This is a genomic window from Streptomyces sp. NPDC088733, from assembly GCF_044751185.1.
Classification (GTDB): Bacteria; Actinomycetota; Actinomycetes; order Streptomycetales; family Streptomycetaceae; genus Actinacidiphila.
The window spans coordinates 126,942-148,180 of sequence record NZ_JBIVLH010000021.1; the positions used below are offsets into that span (position 1 = coordinate 126,942).

Consider the following 21,239-nt stretch of genomic DNA (forward strand, 5'->3'; position numbering starts at 1 on the left):
GCGAGCGTAATTCCGGCGGCCGTAGGCTGCACGAACGCAAGCGAACGTGAAGGAGAACCGCCGTGCTCGTCCTGCTGCCGCCGTCCGAGGGCAAGGCCGCTCCCGCCACCGGGAAGCCCGTGGACCTGGGCAGTCTGTCGCTGCCCGGCCTCGCCGCCGCGCGCCGCACGGTGCTGGACGAGCTGGTGGGTCTGTGCGCGGGCGGCGACGCCGACGCCGTCGCCGAGGCCGCCGACGTGCTGGGGCTCAGCCCCGGTCTGCACGGCGAGGTGGCCCGCAACGCCGGGCTGCACAGCGCTCCCGCCCGCCCGGCCGGGCAGATCTACACCGGGGTGCTGTACGACGCGCTGAGCCTGGCGACCCTGAGCCCGGCGGCAAAACGGCGGGCGGCGCGCTCGCTGCTGATCTTCTCCGGGCTGTGGGGCGCGGTCGGCGTCAAGGACGCGATCCCGGCCTACCGCTGCTCGATGGGCGTCAGGCTGCCGGCGACGGGGGCGCTCGGCACGTTCTGGCGGGACGCGATGGCGGACGTCCTGCCGGAGGCGGCGGAGGCCGCCGGTGGCGGCCTGGTGCTGGACCTGCGGTCGGCGGCGTACGCGGCGGCGTGGAAGCCGAAGGGCGCGCTGGCCGGGCGGACGGCGACGGTGCGGGTCGTGCAGGCCGAGACCAGGAAGGTCGTCAGCCACTTCAACAAGGCGACCAAGGGGCGCATGGTGCGTGCCCTGCTGGAGTCGGGCGCCCGGCCGGGCGGTCCGGACGAACTGGCCGGTGTGCTGCGGGAGCTGGGCTTCCGGGTGGAGGTGCAGGGTCCGGGGCGGATCGACGTGCTGGTGACAGACGTCCACTGAGGCGCCGGCGTTGCACGTCTCGCAACGATCGTTGCGCGAGCAGTGCCGCCCCGGCAGCATCCGGGGCATGCTGCTCGATCGCGCGCCCGTGATCCCCGTCGTCGTGCTGGAGGACGCCGCCGACGCGGTGCCGCTGGCCAGAGCCCTGGTGGACGGCGGGCTGCCGGTCGTGGAGATCACGCTGCGCACCCCGGGCGCGCTGGACGGCATCCGGGCCGTCGCCCGCGAGGTGCCGGAGGCCTTCGTCGGGGCCGGGACCGTGGTGCGGGAGGCGCAGGCCGCCGCGGCGGTGGAGGCCGGGGCGCGGTTCCTGGTCAGTCCGGGCTGGACCGAGCGGCTGCTCGGCGCCGCGCGGGCGACGGAAGTGCCCTACCTGCCGGGGGTGTCGACCGCGTCCGAGGTGGTGGCGCTGGCCGAACACGGCGTGACGGAGCTGAAGTTCTTCCCGGCCGAGGCGGCGGGCGGCGCTGCGTACCTCAGGGCGCTGGCCTCACCGCTGCCGGAGGTGCGCTTCTGCCCCACCGGGGGCATCGACCAGGCCCGCGCGCCGGCGTACCTGGCGCTGCCGAACGTCGCCTGCGTCGGCGGGAGCTGGATGGTCCCGCGGGACGCGCTGCGGTCCCGGGACTGGCCCCGCGTCCGCGCGCTGGCGCGGACGGCGGCCGGTCTGCGGGGAGCCTGAACGTTCCGTCCGGCTCAGTCGTCGTCGCCGGAACCCTCCGGTCGGCGGTGCCGGCCGTGCGGTGCGGCGGGTGCTTCCTCCGAGGAGGCGGGGCCGCGGTGGCGACCGTGGAGATCCGCCGCGCTCTCGTGGTTCGCGGCGGGGTTCTCGGTTCGGGAGTCGGACATACGAGGACTCTCTGTCGGTGGCGTACGGGTCGCAGGAACCGTGCCGCCGACGTGCCGCCGTACCAGCGCCCGCCGAAAAGACGGCGCAGCCCCCGGCGGGATCCTACCGGTCATGCCCCGGCCGCCAGCGGCGCCTGCTGCAGCGGCAGCACCGGACTGCCCCGGGACTCCTCCGGCGCGGGCTCCGGGACGGCATCGGGGACGACGGCCAGCGCCGGTGGGACCGGCGCGGGGGCGTCGTACTCGACGATCCCGCAGGGGCAGTGCACGCACGCGTACGGCAGCCGCAGCAGCCCCTGCGGCGACCACATGCCCGTCCCCGCGAGCCAGCCCTCCGGGCCGCTGAGCCAGGTGGCACGGCGCTCCCCCGGCCGCCACACCGCCAGCGACGTGCCGTGCGGGCCGTCGGCGCGCAGCGCCACCGCGCACGACTCGGGCATCAGCACCTGGCCCGGCTGCGCGGCGAACGGGGTGAGGACGGCGTCGGGGACCCGCAGGCACTCGGCGAACCGCATCGGCTGCCTGCTGCCGAGCACGCCCCAGCCGATGCGGTCCTCACCGGTGGCGTCGCTGCGGACTATGAGGAGCCCGCTGTCGGGTTCGGCGAGCAGCAGCCGGTCGTTGCTGTCGTCGGTGATCTGCAGCAGCGGGCTGACCGCGCCGCCGCCCCGCAGGTCCACGGCGACGGTCTTGACCGGCCCGTCCGCCTGGCGGTCCAGGGCGAGCACGCCGCCCGCCCGGTCGAGCCACGCGCCGCCCCCGCAGCGGCCGTGGATCTCCGCGAGCCGGCGCGGCGCGCCGTCGTGGCCGTCGTGGACCAGCCACACCGTGGTGCGGGCGGCCGCCGGGTCGTACGCGAGGGCGAACGCGAGCCCGGACGCGGGCGGCGGCAGCAGCCGCACCTCGGTGCCGGAACCGCCCGGGCCGCCCGGGATCGAGCCGAGCAGCAGTTCGCCGGTGCCGGGGCCGGTCGGGTAGAGCAGCGCGAAGTCGTGCCGGTCGGCGACGCGGCGGCGGATCAGGACGCGGCCGTCGGGCAGCGGCAGCACCTCGGAGCACTCCTCCTCGGGCTGGTTGCCGGGCAGCGGCACGGTGTACGGCTCGGGGCCGCCGAGCGTCCAGCGCTCGGGGTACCAGCCGTCCCCGCCGTCCGGCGTCCGGGTCAGGCACGCGGCGTACGAGCCGTCCGCGGCGATCGTGAACCCGGCCCGCGGCACGGCACCGGAGCCGGTGTCGGTGGCGGTCTCGGTTGCGCAGGCTGTCATCGGTGGGTCACCTCCTGGCCACGACGCTAGTTTTCGTACGCGCAACCGCCCGACACGAGTCGGTGTGCTTCACACATAAGGGTGGCTCTCGTCCCGTTCCGTCGGACTTCGTGCGGTCGGTGTGCTCATGACCAGGCGGGAATTCCAGCCGCCCGGTACCGGCGCGGTAACCTCGACCCCGTGCCGAAACTGTCCGACGTCATCGCCGCCCTCGAAGTCCTCTGGCCGCCGGAGTGGGCCGAGCAGTGGGACGCCGTCGGCCTGGTCTGCGGGGACCCGGACGCCGAGGTCCGGCAGGTGCTCTTCGCGGTCGACCCGGTGCAGGAGGTCGCCGACGAGGCGATCCGCCTGGGCGCCGACCTGCTCGTCACGCACCACCCGCTCTGGCTGCGCGGCACCACCACGGTGGCCGCGACCGGCTTCAAGGGCCGGGTGGCGCACTCCCTGATCAAGAACGACGTCGCGCTGCACGTCGCCCACACCAACGCCGACCGAGCCGATCCCGGGGTCTCCGACGCCCTCGCGGCCGCCGTCGGACTGCGCGTCACCGGCCCCCTGGTGCCGGACGCGACCGATCCGGCCGGACGCCGCGGCGCCGGCCGGCTCGGCGAACTGCCGGAGCCGATGACGCTGGCGGAGTTCGCCGACCGGGCGGCCCGGGGCCTGCCGGCCACGGCGACCGGGCTGCGCGTCGCCGGCGACCCGCAGCGGCAGGTGCGCACCGTCGCGGTGTGCGGCGGCAGCGGCGACAGCTTCCTCGACGACGTGCGCAGGGCCGGGGCCGATGTCTACCTGACCGCCGACCTGCGCCACCACCCGGTGTCGGAGGCGCAGCAGGCGGGGCCCCCGGCGCTCGTCGACGCCGCGCACTGGGCCACCGAGTGGCCCTGGTGCGCGCAGGCCGCGCGCCGGCTCGACGAGGTCGCGGAACGCCATGGCTGGGACGTGCGCACCCATGTGTCGCACATCGTCACCGACCCGTGGACGGCCCACGCCCGCGCCGCCGCGCCCACCGCGCATCTTTCGAACGTCCCCTTCGCACCCACGACCTCAGGAGCCCCCCGCTGAACGCCGCGCCCGCAGACCAGATCCGACTCCTCGAGGTCCAGGCACTCGACGCGCGCGTCGCGCAGCTGGACCACAAGCGCCGGACCCTTCCCGAACACGCCGAGATCGAGCGCCTGTCCTCCGACGTGGCGCAGCTGCGCGACCTGCTGGTCGCCGCCCAGACCGAGGAGAGCGACACCGCCCGGGAGCAGACCAAGGCCGAGCAGGACGTGGACCAGGTGCGCAAGCGCGCCGTCCGCGACCAGGAGCGGCTGGACTCCGGCGCCGTCTCCTCGCCGAAGGACCTGGAGAACCTCCAGCACGAGATCACCTCGCTGGCCAAGCGGCAGAGCGACCTGGAGGACGTCGTCCTGGAGGTCATGGAGCGCCGCGAGTCCCTGCAGGAGCGGGTGCAGGAGCTGACCGGGCGCCTGGACTCCGTGCAGGGCAAGGCCACTGAGGCCGAGACCCGGCGCGACGAGGCCCTGCGCGGCATCGACGCCGAAGGCATGACGGTCACCAAGGAGCGGGAGATCATGGCCGGTTCGGTCCCGGCCGACCTGCTGAAGCTCTACGACAAGCTGCGGGCGCAGTCCGGCGGCGTCGGCGCGGCCCGGCTCTACCAGAAGCGCTGCGAGGGCTGCCGGCTGGAGCTGAACATCACCGAGCTGAACGAGGTGCGCGCGGCGGCGGCCGACGCGGTCGTGCGGTGCGAGAACTGCCGCCGCATCCTGGTCCGTACGCCCGAGTCGGGCCTGTAATGGCCCGGACGTTCACCGTCGAGGCCGACGGCGGGTCCCGGGGCAACCCGGGACCCGCCGGGTACGGCGCGGTGGTGTGCGACTCCGCCACCGGCGAAGTGCTCGCCGAGGCCGCGGAGTTCATCGGTACGCACACCAACAACGTGGCCGAGTACCGGGGGCTGATCGCGGGGCTGCGGGCCGCGCGGGCGCTGGACCCCGAGGCGCAGGTGCGGGTGCGGATGGACTCCAAGCTCGTCGTGGAGCAGATGTCGGGCCGCTGGAAGATCAAGCACCCGGACATGCGCCCGCTGGCCGCCGAGGCCCGCGGGATCCTGCCGCCGGCGCAGGTGACCTACGAGTGGATCCCGCGCGAGAAGAACAAGCACGCCGACCGGCTGGCCAACGAGGCGATGGACGCGGGCAAGCGGGGCCGGCAGTGGGAGCCCAGCCGGTCCACGGCCGCCCTGGGCGCGGCCGCGGCACCCGCCGCCGCGGCCGCCTCCGCGGCAGCGGCGGACGAGGAACCCGAACCGCTCGGGGAGTCCGACACCGCGGTGGGCTGGGGCGACGCCGACATGGGCACCCCGACCACCTTCGTGCTGCTGCGGCACGGCGAGACCCCGCTCACCCCGGAGAAGCGGTTCTCCGGCAGCGGCGGCACCGATCCGGAGCTGTCGGAGAAGGGGCTGTGGCAGGCGCGCCGGGCGGCGGACCTGCTGGCCGAGCGGGGCACCGTCCAGGCCGTCGTGTCCTCCCCGCTGAAGCGCACCCGGCAGACCGCGGAGATCGTCGCGCAGCGGCTCGGCCTCGACGTGCGCATCGAGGAGGGTGTGCGCGAGACGGACTTCGGCGCCTGGGAGGGGCTGACCTTCGGCGAGGTCAAGGAGCGCTTCCCGGAGGAGCTGACCGCCTGGCTGGCCTCGCCCAAGGTCGCGCCGCCCGGCGGCGAGAGCTTCGCCGCCACCGCGCGCCGGGTCGCCCTGGCCCGCGACAAGATGATCGCGCGTCATGCGGGCCGCACCGTCCTGGTCGTCACGCACGTCACGCCGGTCAAGACGCTCCTGCGGCTCGCGCTGGGCGCCCCGCCGGAGTCGCTGTTCCGCATGGAGCTGTCGGCGGCGGCGTTCTCCGCGGTGGCGTACTTCGCCGACGGCAACGCGTCGGTGCGGCTGTTCAACGACACCTCCCACCTGCGCTGACCGGTCGGCGCCGGGGCCTCCGCGAGGGTCTCGCGGAGGCGCCGCCCGGGCGGCCGGGCTGACGTTCCGTCAATGACGCCGCCACCCATGACATTTGTCCTGGGGAACCGGGTACTTTCCCCTCTGCCCCGGCCCGCCGGCTCCCCCGTACCGTCGTGGGCATGACGACGACTGTGAGCTTCACCCGGGCGGTCAAGACCTTCGGCGCGGTGCGCGCCGTGGACTCGGTGGACCTGGAGATCCGGCGCGGTGAGTCCGTGGCCCTGCTCGGTCGCAACGGGGCGGGCAAGTCCACCTCGATCAGCCTGCTGCTGGGGCTCGACAGCCCGGACAGTGGCGAGGTCCGGCTCTTCGGCGGCACCCCGCAGGAGGCGGTGCGGGCCGGGCGGGTCGGCGCGATGCTGCAGGACGGCCGGCCGATCCCCCGGGTCACCGTGCGGGAACTGCTCACCTTCGTGGCCCGCACCTACCCCGCCCCGCTGCCCGTCGCCACGTCCCTGGAACTGGCCGGGCTCACCGACTTCGCCGACCGCCGGGCCGACCGGCTCTCCGGCGGCCAGGCCCAGCGCGTGCGCTTCGCCGTCGCCCTGGCCGGCAACCCCGAACTGGTCGTGCTGGACGAGCCGACCGCCGCCCTCGACGTCGAGGCCCGGCGCGCCTTCTGGGACTCCATGCGGGCCTACGCCGCGCACGGCAACACCATCCTGTTCTCCACGCACTACCTGGAGGAGGCCGACGAGAACGCGGACCGCATCGTGGTCATCGACCGCGGCCGCATCGTCGCCGACGACACCGGCGAGCGCATCAAGCGCGCGGTCGGCGGCAACCTGGTCGCCTTCGACCTGGCCGGCGCCGCCACCGAGGGCCTGCGCCAACTGCCCGGCGTGGTCTCCGTGGAGATCCGCGGCGACCGCGCCCACCTGCGCAGCTCCGACTCCGACGCCACCGTGGTCGCACTCGCCGAACGCGGCATGATCCGCGGCTTGGAGGTCACCGCGGCCAGTCTGGAGGACGCCTTCCTCACCCTCACCGCGAAGGACGCCGACGGCACGCCGGCCGACTCCCCCGCCACCCCGGCCGCCCTGAAGAAGGAGAACGTCTGATGCTGCTCGCCTACGTCACCCTGGAGATCCGCCGCACCCTGCGGGACACCGGCTTCGTGATCTTCGGGATCGGCATGCCCGTCATGATGTACCTGCTCTTCACCAACCTCGGCGTCTCCGGCTCCGAGGAGGACAAGGCCGCCGCCCTGGCCGCGATGATCGGCATGGCCGCGTACGGGGCACTGGGCTCCGCCCTGGCCGCCGGCACCGGCGTCGCCGAGGACAAGGGGCACGGCTGGCTGCGCCAGTTGCGCATCACCCCGATGTCGCCGTCCCAGGTGGTCGTCGGGCGCTGCCTCAGCGGCTCGGTCACCGTGCTCCCCTCCATCATCGCCGTGCTGCTGGCCGGCGGCCTCGTCAACGGCGTCGAGCTGCGGGCATGGCAGTGGGCGGCGATCGCCGCACTGCTGTGGGCCGGCACCGCGCCGTTCACCCTGCTCGGGCTCGGCAACGGCTACCGGCTCACCGCGCAGACCACCGGCGTGGTCAACGTCGCCTGCAACCTGGGCCTGTCCGTCGTCGGCGGCCTGTGGTTCCCCACCTCGCTCTTCCCCGGCTGGCTGCGGGCCGTCTCCCGCTGGACCCCGTCCCACCGCTTCGGGGAGCTCGGCTGGGCCGTCACCGGCGGGACGGCGCCCCACCCGGGCACCGTCGTGGTGCTCGCGGGCTGGACGGCGGTGTTCGGCGCCTACGCGGTCTACGCGTACCGGCGCTCGGCGCGCACCGTGTAATGCATCCCCCGACGGACACGCACGAGAGAGGCGGGACGGCCATGACGGTGACGGAGGAATGCGAGGCGGCACGGGCGCCGTGGACGTCCCGCGCCCGGCGCGCGTGGGAACGGCGCCGCCCGCGCGGCCCGCGCGACATCGCGGAGGAGATCGAGGACCTCAAGGCCCCCACCCCCCTGAGCTTCCTGCCCTGGCTGCTCATGGGCGTGGGCGCGCTGTCCCACCTCCTCCAGGGACAGGCGTCCAACCCCTGGCTCGGCGGACTCGGCCTGCTGGCCTTCAACTCCCTCTACGTCGCCGTGGCGTTCACCGCTTTCAAGCCGCGGGCGGTGGCACTCGGGGTGCCGCGGCTGCTGCTGCTCCCGCTGGGCGCCCTCACGTACGCGCTGGCCATCGGCTACGGCGGCAGCTGGCTGCTGTTCTTCCCGCTGTTCTCGCTGGCCGTCGGGATCGTCGTGCGCGGCCGGTACATGGGCCTCACCCTGGTCGGCCTCGCCCTGTCCGCGGGCCTGGTCTCCGGCTGGCGCAGCGGCGACCTGTGGAACGGCGTCTCCATGGGCTACGGATCACTGATCTCCGGCCTGGTGACGGCGGCGATGCTCCGGCTCTTCGACGCCGTCGCCCAACTGCGCGCCACCCGGCAGGAACTGGCCCGGCACGCCGTCGCCGAGGAGCGGCTGCGCTTCTCCCGCGACCTGCACGACCTGCTCGGCCACACCCTCTCGGTCGTCGTCGTGAAGTCCGAGGCCGCACGGCGGCTCGCCCCGCGCGACATCGACGCCGCGCTCGCCCAGGTCGCCGACATCGAGGCGGTCGGCCGGCAGGCCCTCACCGAGATCCGCGAGGCCGTCACCGGCTACCGCGAGGGCAGCCTGTCCACCGAGCTGGACCGGGCCCGCTCGGCGCTCACCGCGGCCGGCGTCGAGGCGGTCGTCGTGGAGACCGGCCCGCCCCTGCCGCCGCAGACCGAGGCACTCCTGGGCTGGGTCGTACGGGAAGGGGTCACCAACGTCGTACGGCACAGCGGCGCGGCCTCCTGCCGCATCGAACTGGCCAGCGGCGGCGGGCACGTGCGCCTGGAGATCACCGACGACGGGCACGGCGTAGTCTCGGAGCCGACCACCTCCGGTTCCGGCCTGAAGGGCCTCACCGAGCGCCTGGCCGCGGCGGGCGGCTCCCTGCGGGCGGGCCCCGCCGCACGCGCCGGGTTCCGGGTGGTCGCCGAGCTTCCGGTGGAGGAGGAACTGGCCGCATGAGCAGCCCCGACGGTGTCGTCAAGGTCCTGCTGGCGGAGGACCAGGGCATGATGCGCGGCGCTCTCGCGCTGCTGCTCGACCTGGAGGACGACATCCAGGTCGTCGCGCAGGTCGCCGCGGGCGACGAGATCGTGGCCGCCGCGCTGGAGGCCCGGCCGGACGTCGCGCTGCTCGACATCGAGCTGCCCGGCCGCAGCGGGCTCGACGCGGCGGCGGACCTGCGCGAGCGGCTGCCCTCCTGCAAGGTCCTCATCCTCACCACCTTCGGCCGCCCCGGCTACCTGCGCCGCGCGATGGACGCCGGCGCCGCGGGCTTCCTGGTCAAGGACGGCCCCGTCGAGGAACTGGCCGCCGCCATCCGCCGCGTCCTGGCCGGTCACCAGGTCATCGACCCCGCCCTCGCGGTCGCCGCCCTCAGCACGGGGCCCAGCCCGCTGACCGCGCGCGAGCGGGACGTGCTCAACGCGGCGGTCGACGGGGCGACGGTCGCGGACATCGCGACGCGGGTGCGGTTGTCGGAGTCGACGGTGCGGAATTATTTGTCGTCGGCGATTGGGAAGACGGGGACGCGGAACCGCACGGAGGCGGTACGGACCGCCCGCCACAATGGTTGGCTCTGAGTTTTTCCCCCACCCGCCCGCCCGTGTGCCCTGTGAAGTCCGGTCGCCCCGACGCGCGTTGTTGGGGGCCGGGTGCGGGGCCTCCGGGGCTGCCATTCTGGACAGCACATTTAGGTGCCTCAGGCGCTTGCCATTGAGCACCCAGGTCATGCACCCAAATATGCTCCAGTGTCCAGAACGCCACCCCTCCGACCCCGCCCCCTCCGTCTCGTCATGCGCCTGATCCCCGGTGGGGGGGCGAGGAGGCGGTCCGGGGTTGGCGCAAGTGCCCATCTGAACCCCCACCGGCCGTAAGCCGCCCCAAGCGACCCGGGAGGGGGTGCGCCGGGGTCCGCCCGTGGGGGCACCTCCCAGCGGTAGCTGGGGGAGACGAGCGGAGACCGCGCTGCGCAGCACGTTGGCGCAACCCGCGAGCGCCGTGGGGGTCCCCCCGGCCGAAGGTTGGGGGAGGACTCCGGAGCGGCGCCGACCCCACAACGCACGCAGCGCAGGGCCCGCACTTACCGTGCCGGGCTGGGGGCACCCCCGGCCGAAGATTGGGGGAGGGCGGGAGGGCGGGGAAAGAACCCGGGGGAACCGTAGGGCACGATGGGGGGCATGCCCACCCCCCGACCCCGCCCGGACGCGCTGGCCGCGTTCACCGCGGCAAAAGGCTTCATGCCTCCCCACGAGGGCCTCGCCCTCTACTCCGCTGCCGCGGACGCGGCCACCCGCCTGCCCGGGCTGCCCCTGCTGGAGGTCGGCACGTACTGCGGCCGGTCCACGATCCTGCTGGCCGCCGCCGCGCGGGAGGCCGGGACGGTCGCCGTCACCGTCGACCACCACCGCGGCAGCGAGGAGCAGCAGCCGGGCTGGGAGTACCACGACCCGACGCTGGTGGACCCCGAGGTGGGCCGGATGGACACGCTGCCGGCGTTCCGGCGGACGCTGCACGCCGCCGGCCTGGAGGAGTACGTGATCGCGGTCGTGGGCCGCTCCCCGCAGGTGGCCGCGGTGTGGGGGAAGCCGCTGGGCCTGGTCTTCGTGGACGGCGGCCACACCGACGAGCACGCCACGAACGACTACGAGGGCTGGGTGCCGCATCTCGCCGAGGACGGCCTGCTGGTGATCCACGACGTGTTCGAGGACCCCGCGGACGGCGGCCAGGCGCCGTGGCGGATCTACCGCCGGGCCCTGGAGTCGGGGGCGTTCACGGAGGTCTCCGTGACCGGTTCGCTGCATGTCCTGCGGCGTACGGGCCCCGGAGTCCGGCCCGGCCGATAGCATCGCTGACGTGTTCAAGACGATGCGCAACACCGCCGTGGTCGTGACCGCGGCGCTGGTGCCGACATGTGCGGCGGGGTGGCTGGTGTGGGGCGCGACGAGCGGCCCCTCGGACCAGGGGCGCGACCGCGACGTCCCCCTGAGTGCGGCGGCGGTGCAGTCGGCCTCCCCGCACTGGCCCGGGACGTCGGACGCCAAGCCCCAGACCACCAAGCCGCTGGCGGGCCGGGTCGTCGTGCTCGACCCGGGCCACAACCCCACGAACAACCGGCACACCTCCGCGATCGCCCGCAAGGTCGACATCGGCACCGCCCGCAAGGAGTGCGACACCACGGGTACGGCGACCAATGCCGGGTACCCGGAGGCGTCGTACACGCTGGACGTGTCGCGCCGGGCGCGCAAGATCCTGGCGGCGCGGGGGGCGGTGGTGAAGTTCACGCAGGACGGCAACCGCCCGTACGGCCCGTGCATCGACGAGCGGGCCCGGATCGGCAACAACGCGAAGGCGAACGCGGTGGTGTCGGTGCACGCCGACGGTTCGGCGGTCGGCAACCGCGGTTTCCACGTCATCCTGCCCGCCTCCGTGCACAAGGGCGTCGCGGACACCCGGGCGATCGTCAAGCCCTCGCGGCTGCTGGGCACCGCCCTCAAGAACCACTTCAAGGCGGCGACGGGCACGAAGCCATCCAACTACATCGGCCACGGCACGGGCCTGGACGTCCGCGGCGACCTGGGCGGGCTCAATCTGAGCAGGGTGCCGAAGGTCTTCATCGAGTGCGGCAACATGCGCGACCCGAAGGACGCGGCGCTGCTCTCCAGCGCGGCGTGGCGCCAGAAGGCGGCGCAGGGTATCGCGGACGGCATCACGGCGTACTTGGAGGGCCGTGGGTGAGCGGCAGGTGAGCGTTGGGTCCCGATCCTGTCACCGGGCCGTACCGGGCGCATCTGCCGGCAACACCCCCCATACGATGGGGAACCACGTGGCTAGAGCGACGACGAGACGACTGAGAAGGACCCCTAGTGAATAACCGCTCCCTCACCCGAGGAGACGGCGCGGCGATCGGCGCGGCGCTTGTGCTGCTGATCGCCTCGTTCCTGAACTTCTACACGCTCAAGGGATGCAGCTCCGACGAGTGCGGGGCCGGCGCGTGGAAGAGCGAGCTGTTCCCGCTGCTGCCGTCGGTGCATCTGCTCGGCCTGATCGCCGCGGGTCTGTTCGTCGCCGCGCGCTTCCAGCCCGAGGGCCGCAAGGTACTGGGCATCGGCCTGGAGCAGTGGGGCGCGGTGCTCGCGGTCGCCGCGGCCTGGGACGCGCTGTGGTCGCTGTTCAACGGCCAGGAGGCGTGGGAGCTGGGTGCCGGCGCGTACCTGTCCTTCATCGCCGCCGCCGCGCTGGCCGCGGTGATCCTGCTCTCGCTGCAGGGCCTGCCGGCCCTCAAGGCGGGTCTGCTGCCGGCGCCGCGCCCGCAGCAGCCGCAGGCGTACGGGCAGCAGCCGGGCCAGCCCTACCCGGGCGCCCAGCAGACGGGCCAGACCGGTTACGGCTACCCGGGGCAGCAGGCCGCCCCGGACCAGTCCTTCGGCGGCGGTGCGCCGCAGTACGGCTACCCGCAGCAGGGACAGCCGCAGCAGCCGCAACCGCAGCAGCAGCCCGCGGCGGAGTTCGCGGCTTTCTGGTTCGCGGTGCCGGTGGCACGCCCGCTGTACGCGGAGGACGGCTCGGGCGCCCCGATCGCCGAACTCACCCCGGGCACCTGGTACCTGGCGGTGGACCAGCAGGGCCAGGCCCTCGTGGCCCAGACCCAGGACGGCCGCCGCGGCGTCCTCCAGGACACCGGCGGGATCCAGCGCGGCTGACCCGTACCGGCCCGTTCCACGCCTTCGCCCCACCGGCCGCGCCGGTGGGGCGAAGTGCTTTCCCAAGCGCAGGTAAATAAAACGTATGAATGTTCGTAGGGACCGGTAGGGTTCGCGCCTGTCCCCGATCACACGATCACCACATCTGCATACGGGAATCCCAGTGAACCTCGACTTCAGCGCCGAGCCGCTCTTCTCCTGGTACGTCGTACTCCTGATCGTCAGCGGCGTCACGATGATCATCATGGGCGCAGTCAACTCCGCCGGGGTCAGCGGCGGTTGGCGGGCCTTCAATGTGGCCGCCGGTCTCGCCTTCACCGGCTACGGCATCTACCTCGGATTCATCTTCCACGGCGGTGAGTACTTCATCATCTTCAAGGCGTTCATCCTGCCGGTCCTGGTGGTGATCAACTTCTTCCGCGGGCTGGCCGCCCGGACCAGGGTTCCCGCCGCCCCGCAGCAGATGATGGCGCCGCCGCCCGCGCCGGCCGTGCACGACGCGGCCGACACGGCTCCCGCTCCCGCCGCGAACCCCGCGCAGCAGGGCTGACGCACACCGCGACAGGGCTGTGCCCCGGACCGCACGGTCCGGGGCACAGCCCTGTCGCCCATGGGTCGGCCGGTCGCGGGCTCAGCCGGCCGCGAGCTGGCTCAGTGACGGGACCTGGTCGGTGACCTTGGCCCCGCCCTGCTCGCCCGCGGACTTCACGTTGGTGATGGCGTCCTGGAAGGAGCTGACGACGTCGTCCGTGCCCTCGCCCTTGCGGAGCTTGGACGGCAGGTTCTTCAGCGACTCGATGCCGGCGGTGAGCGGCGCGACCATCTTGGACAGGGTGGGGTCGGCCTTGGCGTTGTTGGAGGCGGCCTTGAGCCTGTTGTAGGCGAACGCACCGGCCAGTCCCGCCTTGACCAGTGCGGTCTTGCGACCGTCGGCGCCCTTCTTGAACTTGCCCGCCCGGTAGGGCTTGACGATCCACTGGTAGGTGGCTCCGGCGGCGAGGCCGGCGTTGGCGACGAAGCGGGTCTTGGCCAGCTTCTGCTTCTGCACCGTGGAGGTCGGGCTCGCGGTGCCGGCGGAGCCGGTGGTGTCGGAGTCGCCGCCACAGGCGGGAACGAGGAGGAGCAGACCCGCCATCAGGAAGGCGGTCAGGACGCGGCGCAGGGGCATGAAGGACTCTCCGGTGGGGGATGCGGTGCGTGATCGCATCCTCACCCGGGGTGCGCGGACCGGCCAGCGCAGGGGGCCATACGGGGAGTCACGCCCTGGCCGGGGAATGACGTTTCAGTCACCCGATCGGGGCAAGACGGCAGCTATGTCCAGACGATATCGCGGCAATCTCGCCGCCACGGTCATCATGGTCGTGGCGGATGTGGCGGCATTCATCCTGATCCTGTGGATCGTGCTGTGGATGCTCGACGCCAACCGGGGGAACGATCTCGTGGAGTGGATCCACGACATGGCGACCTGGCTCGGCGGTTGGGCCCACAACATCTTCTCCCCCGACTCCGCGTGGGCGCGCACCCTGCTGAACTACGGTCTGCCGGCGGCGGTCTACCTCGTCGTCGGGCACGCCGTGGCGGGACGCGTCAACCGGGCCTGAGGCCCGGCCGGCTCAGCCCCCGGAGCAGCAGCCCGCGGCCTCCGGAACAAGCCCGAGCGGAAGCCGTTCCCCCCCGAAGACCGCCGTCGTCGCCTCGTCCCCTCCCAGGGCGGCGACGGCCAGCAGCACGGCGCCCGCGGTCCAGGTGGTCCGCTCCTCCGGCCAGAAGGCCGGGGCGCCGCCCGTTTCCGCATCCCCTTCGAAGACGTACCCGGTCCAGTACAGGCCGTCCTCGGCCCGCAGGTGCTGGATCGCGGCGAGGATCTCCACGGCACGGTCGGACTCGCCCATCGCCCACAGGGCGAGGGCGAGTTCGGCGCTCTCGCCGCCGGTCACCCACGGGTTGGGGACGACGCAGCGCACACCGAGGCCGGGCACGACGAAGTCGTCCCAGCGGGACTCCAGGCGGTCCTTGGCGGCCGCGCCGCGCAGCACACCGCCGAGGATCGGGTAGTACCAGTCCATCGAGTAGCGGTCCTTGTCCAGGAACCGCTCGGGGTGGTTCAGCACGGCGTGCCCGAGCGCGCCGGCGGCCAGCTCCCAGTCGGGCTGCGGGTCCTCGCGGTGCTCGGCGACGGCCAGCGCGCAGCGCAGCGCCTGGTACATCGACGAGCAGCCGGTCAGCAGCGCCTCGCGGGGGTAGGTCCCGTCCTCCTCCCGCTTCCAGGCGATCGGGCCGCCCGGCAGCCGGAGCTCCAGCACGTACTCGACCGCCGCGTACAGCACGGGCCACATCCGCTCCAGGAACGCGTCGTCCCCGGTGGACAGGTAGTGGTGCCAGATGCCGACCGCGATGTAGGCGCAGAAGTTGCTCTCCCGGCGCCGGTCGGTGGGCTCGCCCTCGGCGCCGTCGGCGTAGCCGTACGCCGCGTACCAGGAGCCGTCCTGGTTCTGCCGGCGGGCGAGCCAGGTGTAGGCCGCGTCGGCGCGGTCGTGCTCGCCGGCGGCGTCCAGCGCCATGGCGGCCTCGACGTGGTCCCACGGGTCGAGGTGGCCGCCGTCGAACCACGGCAGCGCGCCGTCGGGCCGCTGCACCGCGAGGATGCCGGCGACGGTGGCCGCCGCCTGTTCCGAGGTCAGCACGCCGGGCAGGACGAGGTGTTCGGTCCGCCTCACGCGTCGACGCCCGCCTTCGGGGCGTGCGGCTTGGTGGCGTACGCGACGAAGCTCTTGCCGATCAGCGGGTTGAGCGCGTTCTCGGCGAGGCGGGTGGCCAGCGGCTTCTTCATGATGTCCCACACCAGCAGCTTGTGGTACAGCTTCACCGGCAGGGCCTTGTCGTTGTCCACGCCGACCGCGCACTTGATCCACCAGTACGGGGAGTGCAGCGCGTGCGCGTGGTGAGTGCCGTAAGGGCGCAGGCCCGCCTCGCGGATCTTGCCGAGCAGTTCGTCGGCCCGGTAGATGCGGATGTGGCCGCCCTCGACCTCGTGGTAGGCGTCGGACAGCGCCCAGCAGACCTTCTCGGGACCGTAGCGCGGCACCGTCACGGCGAGCAGGCCGCCCGGCTTGAGGACCCGCACCATCTCGGCGAGCACGCCCTTGTCGTCCGGGATGTGCTCCATGACCTCGGAGATGATGACCCGGTCGAAACTGTCGTCGGGGAAGGGCAGGTTGAGCGCGTCGCCCTCCATGGCGGTGGCGGTCGCGCCCGCCGGGGCCTCACCGGCCTCCTTCATGGCGGCGAACCACTTGGCGACCTCGCGGATCTCCTCGCCGTTGCGGTCCAGGGCGACCACGTCCGCGCCGCGCCGGTAGCACTCGAAGGCGTGGCGGCCCGCGCCGCACCCGAGGTCCAGGACGCGGTCCCCCGCGGCGAGGGGGAACCGGGAAAAATCGACGGTCAGCACGGAGCGTCGCCTCTCTCTTGCGGCGGTCGTGTGCGGCGCGGCATCAGATCCGCGCCGCCTGCGTGGCGGGAGTGCGTGCGGCGCCGGGCCCCGGGCCGCCGGCGGCCTCGATCACCGCGCGGTAGTGCTCGGCGGTGCCGATGGCGGCCCGTTCCCAGGTGAAGCGGGCCAGGACGCGCTCCCGGCCGGCGCGGCCGAGGCGGCGGCGCAGCCCGGAGTCGGCCAGCAGCCGGCCGAGCGCCGCGGCCAGCGCGCCGGGGTCGCCGGGCGGCACGGCCAGGCAGGTCTCCCCGTCGGGTCCTGCCACCTCGGGGATGGCGCCGCCGGTGGTGGCGACCAGCGGTGTGCCGGTCGCCATGGCCTCGGCTGCCGGCAGCGCGAAGCCCTCATACAGCGACGGCACGCAGGCGACCTGGGCGCTGCGGACCAGGTCGACGAGTTCCGCGTCGCTGATGCCCTTCACGAACCGCACGGCGCCGGACAGTCCGAGGCGTGCGATGGCGGCGGCGACCGGGCCGTCGTCGGCGCGCTTGCCGACCACGACGAGGTGCGCGTCGGGCTGCTCGGCGCGGACCTCGGCGAGCGCCTCCACGAGGTGGATCAGGCCCTTGAGCGGAACGTCGGCGCTGGAGGTGGTGACGATCCTGCCGGGCACCTCGGGCACCGACGGGTCGGGCGAGAACAGCCGGGTGTCGGCGCCGATGTGCACCACGTGCACCCGGTCCTCGCGCACCCCGAGGTGGTCGACGATCTCCCGGCGGGAGGTGCCGGAGACGGTGAGCACCGACGGCAGCCGGCGCGAGACCCGCCTCTGCATCCGCGTGAAGCCGTACCAGCGGCGCACCGAGGCGCGGCGCTTCCAGCCCTGCGCGGCGTCGAGTTCCAGTTGCCGGTCGACGGTGATCGGGTGGTGGATGGTCGTCACCAGCGGTGCGCCGAGCGCGCCGGGGCCGCCGAGCAGGCCGTAGCCGAGCGTCTGGTTGTCGTGGACGACGTCGAAGGCACCGCGCCGGGCGGCCAGATGGCGGCGGGCCCGCAGGCTGAAGGTGAGCGGTTCGGGGAAGCCGCCGGTCCACATCGTGGCGACCTCGAGGGCGTCGACCCAGTCGCGGTACTCGCCGCGCCCCGGCGTGCGGAAGGGGTCCGGCTGGCGGTAGAGGTCCAGGCTCGGAAGTTCGGTGAGGGTCACTGAGCCATCGGGGTCGTCCACGGCGTCCAGGACGGGGTAGGGCTGGGCGCCGATCACCTCGACGCTGTGGCCCAGCCGGGCGAGTTCGCGGGACAGATGGCGGACGTAGACGCCCTGGCCCCCGCAGAACGGGTTCCCCTTGTAGGTGAGCAGCGCGATCCGGAGCGGCCTGGCCTCTGCGGTCACTCACGGCCCCCTTATCGCTGCGCTTCGGCCGGAGCGTAGCCGCCCGCCCCTTGCTAGAACAAGTTCCAGATTCGGTTACTCGGGAGTTGCCCGAGAGCTTGAAGATACCTGCCCCGGCGCGGGTGCCCTTTGCCGGGACAGGTGATTCGCGCCACTGTGCGCGAGCCCGCCCCGGCACGGGGGCGGCGGGGGCTGCTGACGGGGCTTCCGGCCGGGTCCGGCGGGGGCGGGACAGCCCGCCACGGATGGGGAGCGCGCGGTAATCTGGGGTGAATCCCCGCGCCGCACACCGGATTGGGCCAGATGACCGCAGCTCCCCAGCCGTCCGCGGTGCCGCTGACCGAGCGTCAGGAAGCCCGCCGCCGCCGCATCCTGCGCGCCAGCGCGGCGCTCGCCGGCCGGGGCGGCTTCGACGCCGTGCAGATGCGCGAGGTCGCCGAGCGGTCGGACGTCGCCCTGGGGACGCTGTACCGCTACTTCCCGTCGAAGATCCACCTGCTCGTCGCCACGATGCAGGACCAGCTGGAACGCCTCCACGAGGCGCTGCGCAAGCGCCCGCCCGCGGCCGCCGGGCCGGCGGACCGGGTGGCGGAGACGCTGATGCGGGCGTTCCGCGCGATGCAGCGGGATCCGTACCTCGCGGACGCGATGGTGCGCGCCCTGACCTTCGCCGACCGCTCGGTCAGCCCCGAGGTGGACGCGGTGTCACGGCTGACGACGGAGATCATCCTCGACGCGATGCGGCTGGAGGGGCCGCCGGGCGCGGAGTTGCTGTCCGCCATCCGGGTCATCGAGCACACCTGGCACTCGGCGCTCGTCACCTGGCTCTCGGGCCGCGCCTCGATCGCCCAGGTCAGGACCGACCTGGAGACCGTGTGCCGGCTGATCGACCTGACCGCCCCCGCGGAGGCGGCGGCCGGCTGAGCGCGGTGCGCGCGCGAAGGCACCGCTGACACACCGGCGGAAACCGGCGCACTCCGGAACTGATACCCGTTCCAGTCCTGACGGCCCGCCGGTGGACGGGGCCCGGTCGTTTACGCGGCGGTATGAGCCGTTCCGGTAAGGGCATTGTGAGGGCCGTGTGAGCATCGCCGCACGGGGTGGCCACAACCGGGTATCCGCGCCTGGTTAAAGTGTGGCCGAACAACCCTCCGGTGCCGTGTCCCGCGCTTCCCCCCACCGCGCTCGACCGCTCGACCGAAAGGCACCCGCCGATGCTTCTGCGCCGCACCGCGGCGGCGGCCCTGGCCGCCTTCAGCACCCTCGCGATCGCCGCCTCGCCTGCTCCCTCGACGCACCCCGCCGCGCTGTACGGCGCGGCGGACCCCACGTACGACGGCGTGTGGCGCCAGTCGTACGCGCTGCTCGCGCTCCACGCGGCGGACACCGAGCCGGCCGAGGGCGCGGTGGACTGGCTGGCCGGACAGCAGTGCGCCGACGGCGGCTTCGCCTCGTACCGCGCGGACCCGACCGTGCCGTGCGACACCGCGGCGGAGGACACCAACGCCACCGGCATAGCCGTGCAGGCCCTCGCCGCCTACGGCGACGACTTCGCCGCCAAGCGGGGCGCCGACTGGCTCGCCAAGGTGCAGAACCGGGACGGCGGCTGGTCCTACAACCCCGGGGGCACCACCGACGCGGGCTCCACCGGCGTCGCGATCGGCGCCCTCAAGGCCGCCGGGACCGACGTGAAGTCCGTGACCACCGACGGCATGAACCCGTACGACGCGCTGCGCGCCCTGCAACTGCCCTGCGGGCACGCGGACGGCGGCGCCTTCGTCCGCCTGCGCGACGGCGGCACCGGCGGACCGGCGGCGAACGCCAAGGCCACCGCGGACGCGGTGCGCGCGGCCGAGGGCGCCGGATTCGTCGTGGAGGCCCCCGCCCAGGACATGCCGCCGCGCACGGGCTGCGAGGGCAGCGCCGCCGACGCCGGCGCCGCCTGGCTGGTCCGGCAACTCGACCAGGGCGGCGGCTACTTCAGCTCCGGTCCGCAGATGCCGGACTACGGGACCACCGCCGACGCGGTGGTCGCCCTCGCGGCCGGCGGCCATCTCGACGCCGCCCGCGGCGTCTACAACTGGCTGGCGAGCCACTCCGCGGGATGGTCGCAGGACAACCCCGCTGCCCTGGCCCAACTGGCCCTGGCCGCGTACGCGACCGACAACCCGACCCGGGACCCGGTCACCCGGCTCGGCGCGCTCGTGCCCCCGCCGCAGCAGCAGGCCGAGTCCTCCGGTTCGGGCTCCGTCTGGTGGCTGGCGGGGACGGGGCTGGTCGCCGTCCTCTGCCTCGGCGTCCTCCTCACGGGGCGCAAGACCCGTATCTGAGCGCCGGGTCCGGGGCTCTGCTCAGATCCGCTGGATGATTGTGGCGGTCGCCTGCGCACCGCCCGCGCTCATCGCGATCAAGGCGAACTCCTGGTCACTGCGCTCCAGTTCGTGCAGGGCGGTGACGATCAGGCGGGCGCCGGTCGCACCCACCGGATGACCCAGCGCGATGGCCCCGCCGTTGACATTGACCTTCTCCAGGTCCTGGCCGAAGACCCGCGCCCAGGACAGCACCACGGAGGCGAACGCCTCGTTGATCTCGACCAGGTCGATGTCGTCCAGCGTCATGCCCGCCCTGCCGAGCACGGCCCGGGTCGCGTCGATCGGCCCGTCGAGGTGGAAGCGGGGATCGGCGCCGACCAGCGCCTGGGCCACGATGCGGGCCCGCGGGCGCAGCCGCAGCGCCCGCGCCGTCCGCTTGGACGCCCACATCACCGCCGCGGCGCCGTCGGCGACCTGCGCGCAGGTCCCGGCGGTGTGCACGGCCGCCGGCATGACCTGACGCAGTCCGGGGGCCTCCTCCGTGCCGATGTCCCGCGGGCCCTCGTCCCGCTCGACCGGCCGCGCGAGGCCCTGCCCGGCGAGCCGCTCCTCCTCGGAGGTGGGCACCTGCACCGCGAAGGTCTCCCGCTTGAAACGCTCCTCGGCCCAGGCGCGCGCCGCCCGCTCCTGCGAGAGCAGCCCGAGCCCGTCCGCGTACTCCCGGGTCAGCCCGCGGCGCCGGGCGATGCGCTCGGCGGCCTCGAACTGGTGGGGCAGGTCCACGTTCCACTCGTCGGGGAAGGGCCTGCCGGGTCCGTGCCGGGATTCGCTGCCCGGCGGCACCCGCGACATGGCCTCCACGCCGCAGCCGATGCCGATGTCGATCACCCCGGCCGCGATCATGTTGGCGACCATGTGGTTGGCCTGCTGCGAGGAGCCGCACTGGCAGTCGACGGTCGTCGCGGCGGTCTCGTACGGCAGGCCGGCGGCCAGCCACGCGGTCCGCGCGGGGTTCGCCGACTGCTCGCCGGCCTGCGTGGCCGTACCGCCGACGATCTGCTCGACGGCGTCGGGCTGGACGCCGGTGCGGGCGAGCAGTTCCCGGTACGTCTGGCCGAGCAGGTGCGCGGGGTGCAGGCCGGCGAGCGCGCCGCCACGGCTGCCGATGGGAGTGCGTACGGCTTCGACGATGACGGGTTCAGCGGCCATGTACCTCGCCCTTTCACGGCGGCGGCTAGTACGCGTTCTATTTCATTCGCCAGGCAGTCTGCTTACCGCCGGTAGAGCGGCGCAAGAGGTGTGCACGAGGACGCGCGGACG

At 73.8% G+C, this 21,239-nt stretch carries 23 protein-coding genes; 16 read left to right on the forward strand and 7 right to left on the reverse strand.

All coding sequences use genetic code 11. The features are described from left to right. Positions 1–62: 62 nt before the first annotated feature. Together yaaA and eda are read left to right on the forward strand one after the other, a co-directional pair. Positions 63–848, forward strand: coding sequence for a peroxide stress protein YaaA (gene yaaA, locus ACIP64_RS30960; protein ID WP_401593070.1), 786 nt, complete (start codon positions 63–65; stop codon positions 846–848). A gap of 67 nt (positions 849–915) precedes the next feature. Further along, complete coding sequence (gene eda / locus ACIP64_RS30965) at positions 916–1,530, forward strand: bifunctional 4-hydroxy-2-oxoglutarate aldolase/2-dehydro-3-deoxy-phosphogluconate aldolase (RefSeq protein ID WP_401593072.1); 615 nt, start codon at positions 916–918, stop codon at positions 1,528–1,530. Between the two features lie 14 nt (positions 1,531–1,544). Here eda and ACIP64_RS30970 read toward each other — a convergent pair whose 3' ends face one another. Together ACIP64_RS30970 and ACIP64_RS30975 are read right to left on the reverse strand one after the other, a co-directional pair. Next, positions 1,545–1,697 (reverse strand): hypothetical protein, encoded by a 153-nt coding sequence (locus ACIP64_RS30970; RefSeq protein ID WP_401593074.1) that lies wholly within the window; start codon positions 1,695–1,697, stop codon positions 1,545–1,547. A 110-nt stretch (positions 1,698–1,807) separates the two neighbouring features. Further along, entirely contained in the window at positions 1,808–2,962 is a 1,155-nt protein-coding gene (locus tag ACIP64_RS30975; RefSeq protein ID WP_401593076.1) for a hypothetical protein, read from the reverse strand. A gap of 180 nt (positions 2,963–3,142) precedes the next feature. Between ACIP64_RS30975 and ACIP64_RS30980 the strand changes: the two genes are divergently transcribed. From ACIP64_RS30980 to ACIP64_RS31030, 11 genes are all read left to right on the forward strand, one after another. Then, positions 3,143–4,030 carry a Nif3-like dinuclear metal center hexameric protein gene (locus tag ACIP64_RS30980; RefSeq protein WP_401593078.1) on the forward strand — a complete coding sequence of 296 codons (888 nt, stop codon included), beginning with the start codon at positions 3,143–3,145 and terminating at the stop codon, positions 4,028–4,030. After that, positions 4,027–4,770: a zinc ribbon domain-containing protein gene (locus ACIP64_RS30985; RefSeq protein WP_401593134.1), complete on the forward strand. Its 744-nt coding sequence runs from the start codon at positions 4,027–4,029 to the stop codon at positions 4,768–4,770. The genes ACIP64_RS30980 and ACIP64_RS30985 overlap by 4 nt, the downstream gene beginning before the upstream one ends. Beyond that, the gene (locus ACIP64_RS30990) at positions 4,770–5,951 is read left to right on the forward strand and encodes a bifunctional RNase H/acid phosphatase (protein WP_401593080.1); all 1,182 of its coding nucleotides are present in this window, start codon (positions 4,770–4,772) and stop codon (positions 5,949–5,951) included. The genes ACIP64_RS30985 and ACIP64_RS30990 overlap by 1 nt, the downstream gene beginning before the upstream one ends. A gap of 161 nt (positions 5,952–6,112) precedes the next feature. Continuing rightward, on the forward strand, positions 6,113–7,054 hold the full coding sequence (locus ACIP64_RS30995) for an ABC transporter ATP-binding protein (RefSeq protein ID WP_401593082.1): 942 nt from the start codon (positions 6,113–6,115) through the stop codon (positions 7,052–7,054). Beyond that, complete coding sequence (locus ACIP64_RS31000; protein ID WP_401593084.1) at positions 7,054–7,785, forward strand: ABC transporter permease; 732 nt, start codon at positions 7,054–7,056, stop codon at positions 7,783–7,785. Before ACIP64_RS30995 ends, ACIP64_RS31000 begins: the two co-directional genes overlap by 1 nt. Before the next feature lie 41 nt (positions 7,786–7,826). After that, complete coding sequence (locus ACIP64_RS31005) at positions 7,827–9,041, forward strand: sensor histidine kinase (protein WP_401593086.1); 1,215 nt, start codon at positions 7,827–7,829, stop codon at positions 9,039–9,041. Further along, positions 9,038–9,661 carry a response regulator gene (locus ACIP64_RS31010; protein ID WP_401593088.1) on the forward strand — a complete coding sequence of 208 codons (624 nt, stop codon included), beginning with the start codon at positions 9,038–9,040 and terminating at the stop codon, positions 9,659–9,661. The genes ACIP64_RS31005 and ACIP64_RS31010 overlap by 4 nt, the downstream gene beginning before the upstream one ends. A 588-nt stretch (positions 9,662–10,249) precedes the next feature. Further along, a complete protein-coding gene (locus ACIP64_RS31015) occupies positions 10,250–10,924 on the forward strand; it encodes a class I SAM-dependent methyltransferase (protein ID WP_401593090.1) in 675 nt (224 codons plus the stop codon). Positions 10,925–10,946: 22 nt separating this feature from the next. Continuing rightward, positions 10,947–11,816, forward strand: coding sequence for an N-acetylmuramoyl-L-alanine amidase (locus tag ACIP64_RS31020; RefSeq protein ID WP_401593136.1), 870 nt, complete (start codon positions 10,947–10,949; stop codon positions 11,814–11,816). Positions 11,817–11,944: 128 nt separating this feature from the next. Beyond that, on the forward strand, positions 11,945–12,781 hold the full coding sequence (locus tag ACIP64_RS31025) for a hypothetical protein (protein ID WP_401593092.1): 837 nt from the start codon (positions 11,945–11,947) through the stop codon (positions 12,779–12,781). Positions 12,782–12,944: 163 nt separating this feature from the next. Next, a complete protein-coding gene (locus ACIP64_RS31030) occupies positions 12,945–13,331 on the forward strand; it encodes a hypothetical protein (protein WP_401593094.1) in 387 nt (128 codons plus the stop codon). A gap of 81 nt (positions 13,332–13,412) precedes the next feature. On the opposite strand, the gene ACIP64_RS31035 is transcribed toward ACIP64_RS31030, so the two are convergent. Continuing rightward, positions 13,413–13,949 (reverse strand): hypothetical protein, encoded by a 537-nt coding sequence (locus tag ACIP64_RS31035; RefSeq protein ID WP_401593096.1) that lies wholly within the window; start codon positions 13,947–13,949, stop codon positions 13,413–13,415. A 145-nt stretch (positions 13,950–14,094) separates the two neighbouring features. On the opposite strand from ACIP64_RS31035, the gene ACIP64_RS31040 reads away from it, so the two are divergent. Beyond that, positions 14,095–14,382 (forward strand): hypothetical protein, encoded by a 288-nt coding sequence (locus ACIP64_RS31040; protein ID WP_360913463.1) that lies wholly within the window; start codon positions 14,095–14,097, stop codon positions 14,380–14,382. A 12-nt stretch (positions 14,383–14,394) separates the two neighbouring features. Here the strand turns inward: ACIP64_RS31040 and ACIP64_RS31045 are convergent, their stop codons facing one another. The 3 genes from ACIP64_RS31045 to ACIP64_RS31055 are packed head-to-tail and all read right to left on the reverse strand — an operon-like array spanning position 14,395 to position 17,607. Next, the gene (locus ACIP64_RS31045; protein WP_401593098.1) at positions 14,395–15,498 is read right to left on the reverse strand and encodes a prenyltransferase; all 1,104 of its coding nucleotides are present in this window, start codon (positions 15,496–15,498) and stop codon (positions 14,395–14,397) included. Then, positions 15,495–16,232, reverse strand: a complete 738-nt coding sequence (locus tag ACIP64_RS31050; protein WP_360913459.1) for a class I SAM-dependent methyltransferase — start codon at positions 16,230–16,232, stop codon at positions 15,495–15,497. Before ACIP64_RS31050 ends, ACIP64_RS31045 begins: the two co-directional genes overlap by 4 nt. A gap of 43 nt (positions 16,233–16,275) precedes the next feature. Continuing rightward, entirely contained in the window at positions 16,276–17,607 is a 1,332-nt protein-coding gene (locus ACIP64_RS31055) for a glycosyltransferase family 4 protein (protein WP_401593100.1), read from the reverse strand. A gap of 303 nt (positions 17,608–17,910) precedes the next feature. Here ACIP64_RS31055 and ACIP64_RS31060 point away from each other — a divergent pair, with 303 nt between their 5' ends. Both ACIP64_RS31060 and ACIP64_RS31065 read left to right on the forward strand, forming a co-directional pair. Next, positions 17,911–18,531: a TetR family transcriptional regulator gene (locus tag ACIP64_RS31060; protein ID WP_401593102.1), complete on the forward strand. Its 621-nt coding sequence runs from the start codon at positions 17,911–17,913 to the stop codon at positions 18,529–18,531. A 290-nt stretch (positions 18,532–18,821) separates the two neighbouring features. Continuing rightward, a complete protein-coding gene (locus ACIP64_RS31065) occupies positions 18,822–19,937 on the forward strand; it encodes a prenyltransferase/squalene oxidase repeat-containing protein (RefSeq protein ID WP_401593104.1) in 1,116 nt (371 codons plus the stop codon). A gap of 21 nt (positions 19,938–19,958) precedes the next feature. On the opposite strand, the gene ACIP64_RS31070 is transcribed toward ACIP64_RS31065, so the two are convergent. Continuing rightward, positions 19,959–21,128, reverse strand: coding sequence for a steroid 3-ketoacyl-CoA thiolase (locus ACIP64_RS31070; RefSeq protein ID WP_401593106.1), 1,170 nt, complete (start codon positions 21,126–21,128; stop codon positions 19,959–19,961). Between the last annotated feature and the right edge of the window lie 111 nt (positions 21,129–21,239).

What these genes read in the sequence shown, in the direction of transcription:
- ACIP64_RS31060 (WP_401593102.1), top strand. Translation starts at nt 17,911, where the DNA reads ATGACCGCAGCTCCCCAGCCGTCCGCGGTGCCGCTGACCGAGCGTCAG.
- ACIP64_RS31040 (WP_360913463.1), top strand. Translation starts at nt 14,095, where the DNA reads ATGTCCAGACGATATCGCGGCAATCTCGCCGCCACGGTCATCATGGTC.
- ACIP64_RS31065 (WP_401593104.1), top strand. Translation starts at nt 18,822, where the DNA reads ATGCTTCTGCGCCGCACCGCGGCGGCGGCCCTGGCCGCCTTCAGCACC.
- ACIP64_RS30995 (WP_401593082.1), top strand. Translation starts at nt 6,113, where the DNA reads ATGACGACGACTGTGAGCTTCACCCGGGCGGTCAAGACCTTCGGCGCG.
- ACIP64_RS31000 (WP_401593084.1), top strand. Translation starts at nt 7,054, where the DNA reads ATGCTGCTCGCCTACGTCACCCTGGAGATCCGCCGCACCCTGCGGGAC.
- ACIP64_RS30970 (WP_401593074.1), bottom strand. Translation starts at nt 1,697, where the DNA reads ATGTCCGACTCCCGAACCGAGAACCCCGCCGCGAACCACGAGAGCGCG.
- ACIP64_RS30990 (WP_401593080.1), top strand. Translation starts at nt 4,770, where the DNA reads ATGGCCCGGACGTTCACCGTCGAGGCCGACGGCGGGTCCCGGGGCAAC.
- ACIP64_RS31010 (WP_401593088.1), top strand. Translation starts at nt 9,038, where the DNA reads ATGAGCAGCCCCGACGGTGTCGTCAAGGTCCTGCTGGCGGAGGACCAG.
- ACIP64_RS30975 (WP_401593076.1), bottom strand. Translation starts at nt 2,962, where the DNA reads ATGACAGCCTGCGCAACCGAGACCGCCACCGACACCGGCTCCGGTGCC.
- ACIP64_RS31070 (WP_401593106.1), bottom strand. Translation starts at nt 21,128, where the DNA reads ATGGCCGCTGAACCCGTCATCGTCGAAGCCGTACGCACTCCCATCGGC.
- ACIP64_RS31005 (WP_401593086.1), top strand. Translation starts at nt 7,827, where the DNA reads ATGACGGTGACGGAGGAATGCGAGGCGGCACGGGCGCCGTGGACGTCC.
- ACIP64_RS31020 (WP_401593136.1), top strand. Translation starts at nt 10,947, where the DNA reads ATGCGCAACACCGCCGTGGTCGTGACCGCGGCGCTGGTGCCGACATGT.
- ACIP64_RS31015 (WP_401593090.1), top strand. Translation starts at nt 10,250, where the DNA reads ATGGGGGGCATGCCCACCCCCCGACCCCGCCCGGACGCGCTGGCCGCG.
- eda (WP_401593072.1), top strand. Translation starts at nt 916, where the DNA reads ATGCTGCTCGATCGCGCGCCCGTGATCCCCGTCGTCGTGCTGGAGGAC.
- ACIP64_RS31035 (WP_401593096.1), bottom strand. Translation starts at nt 13,949, where the DNA reads ATGCCCCTGCGCCGCGTCCTGACCGCCTTCCTGATGGCGGGTCTGCTC.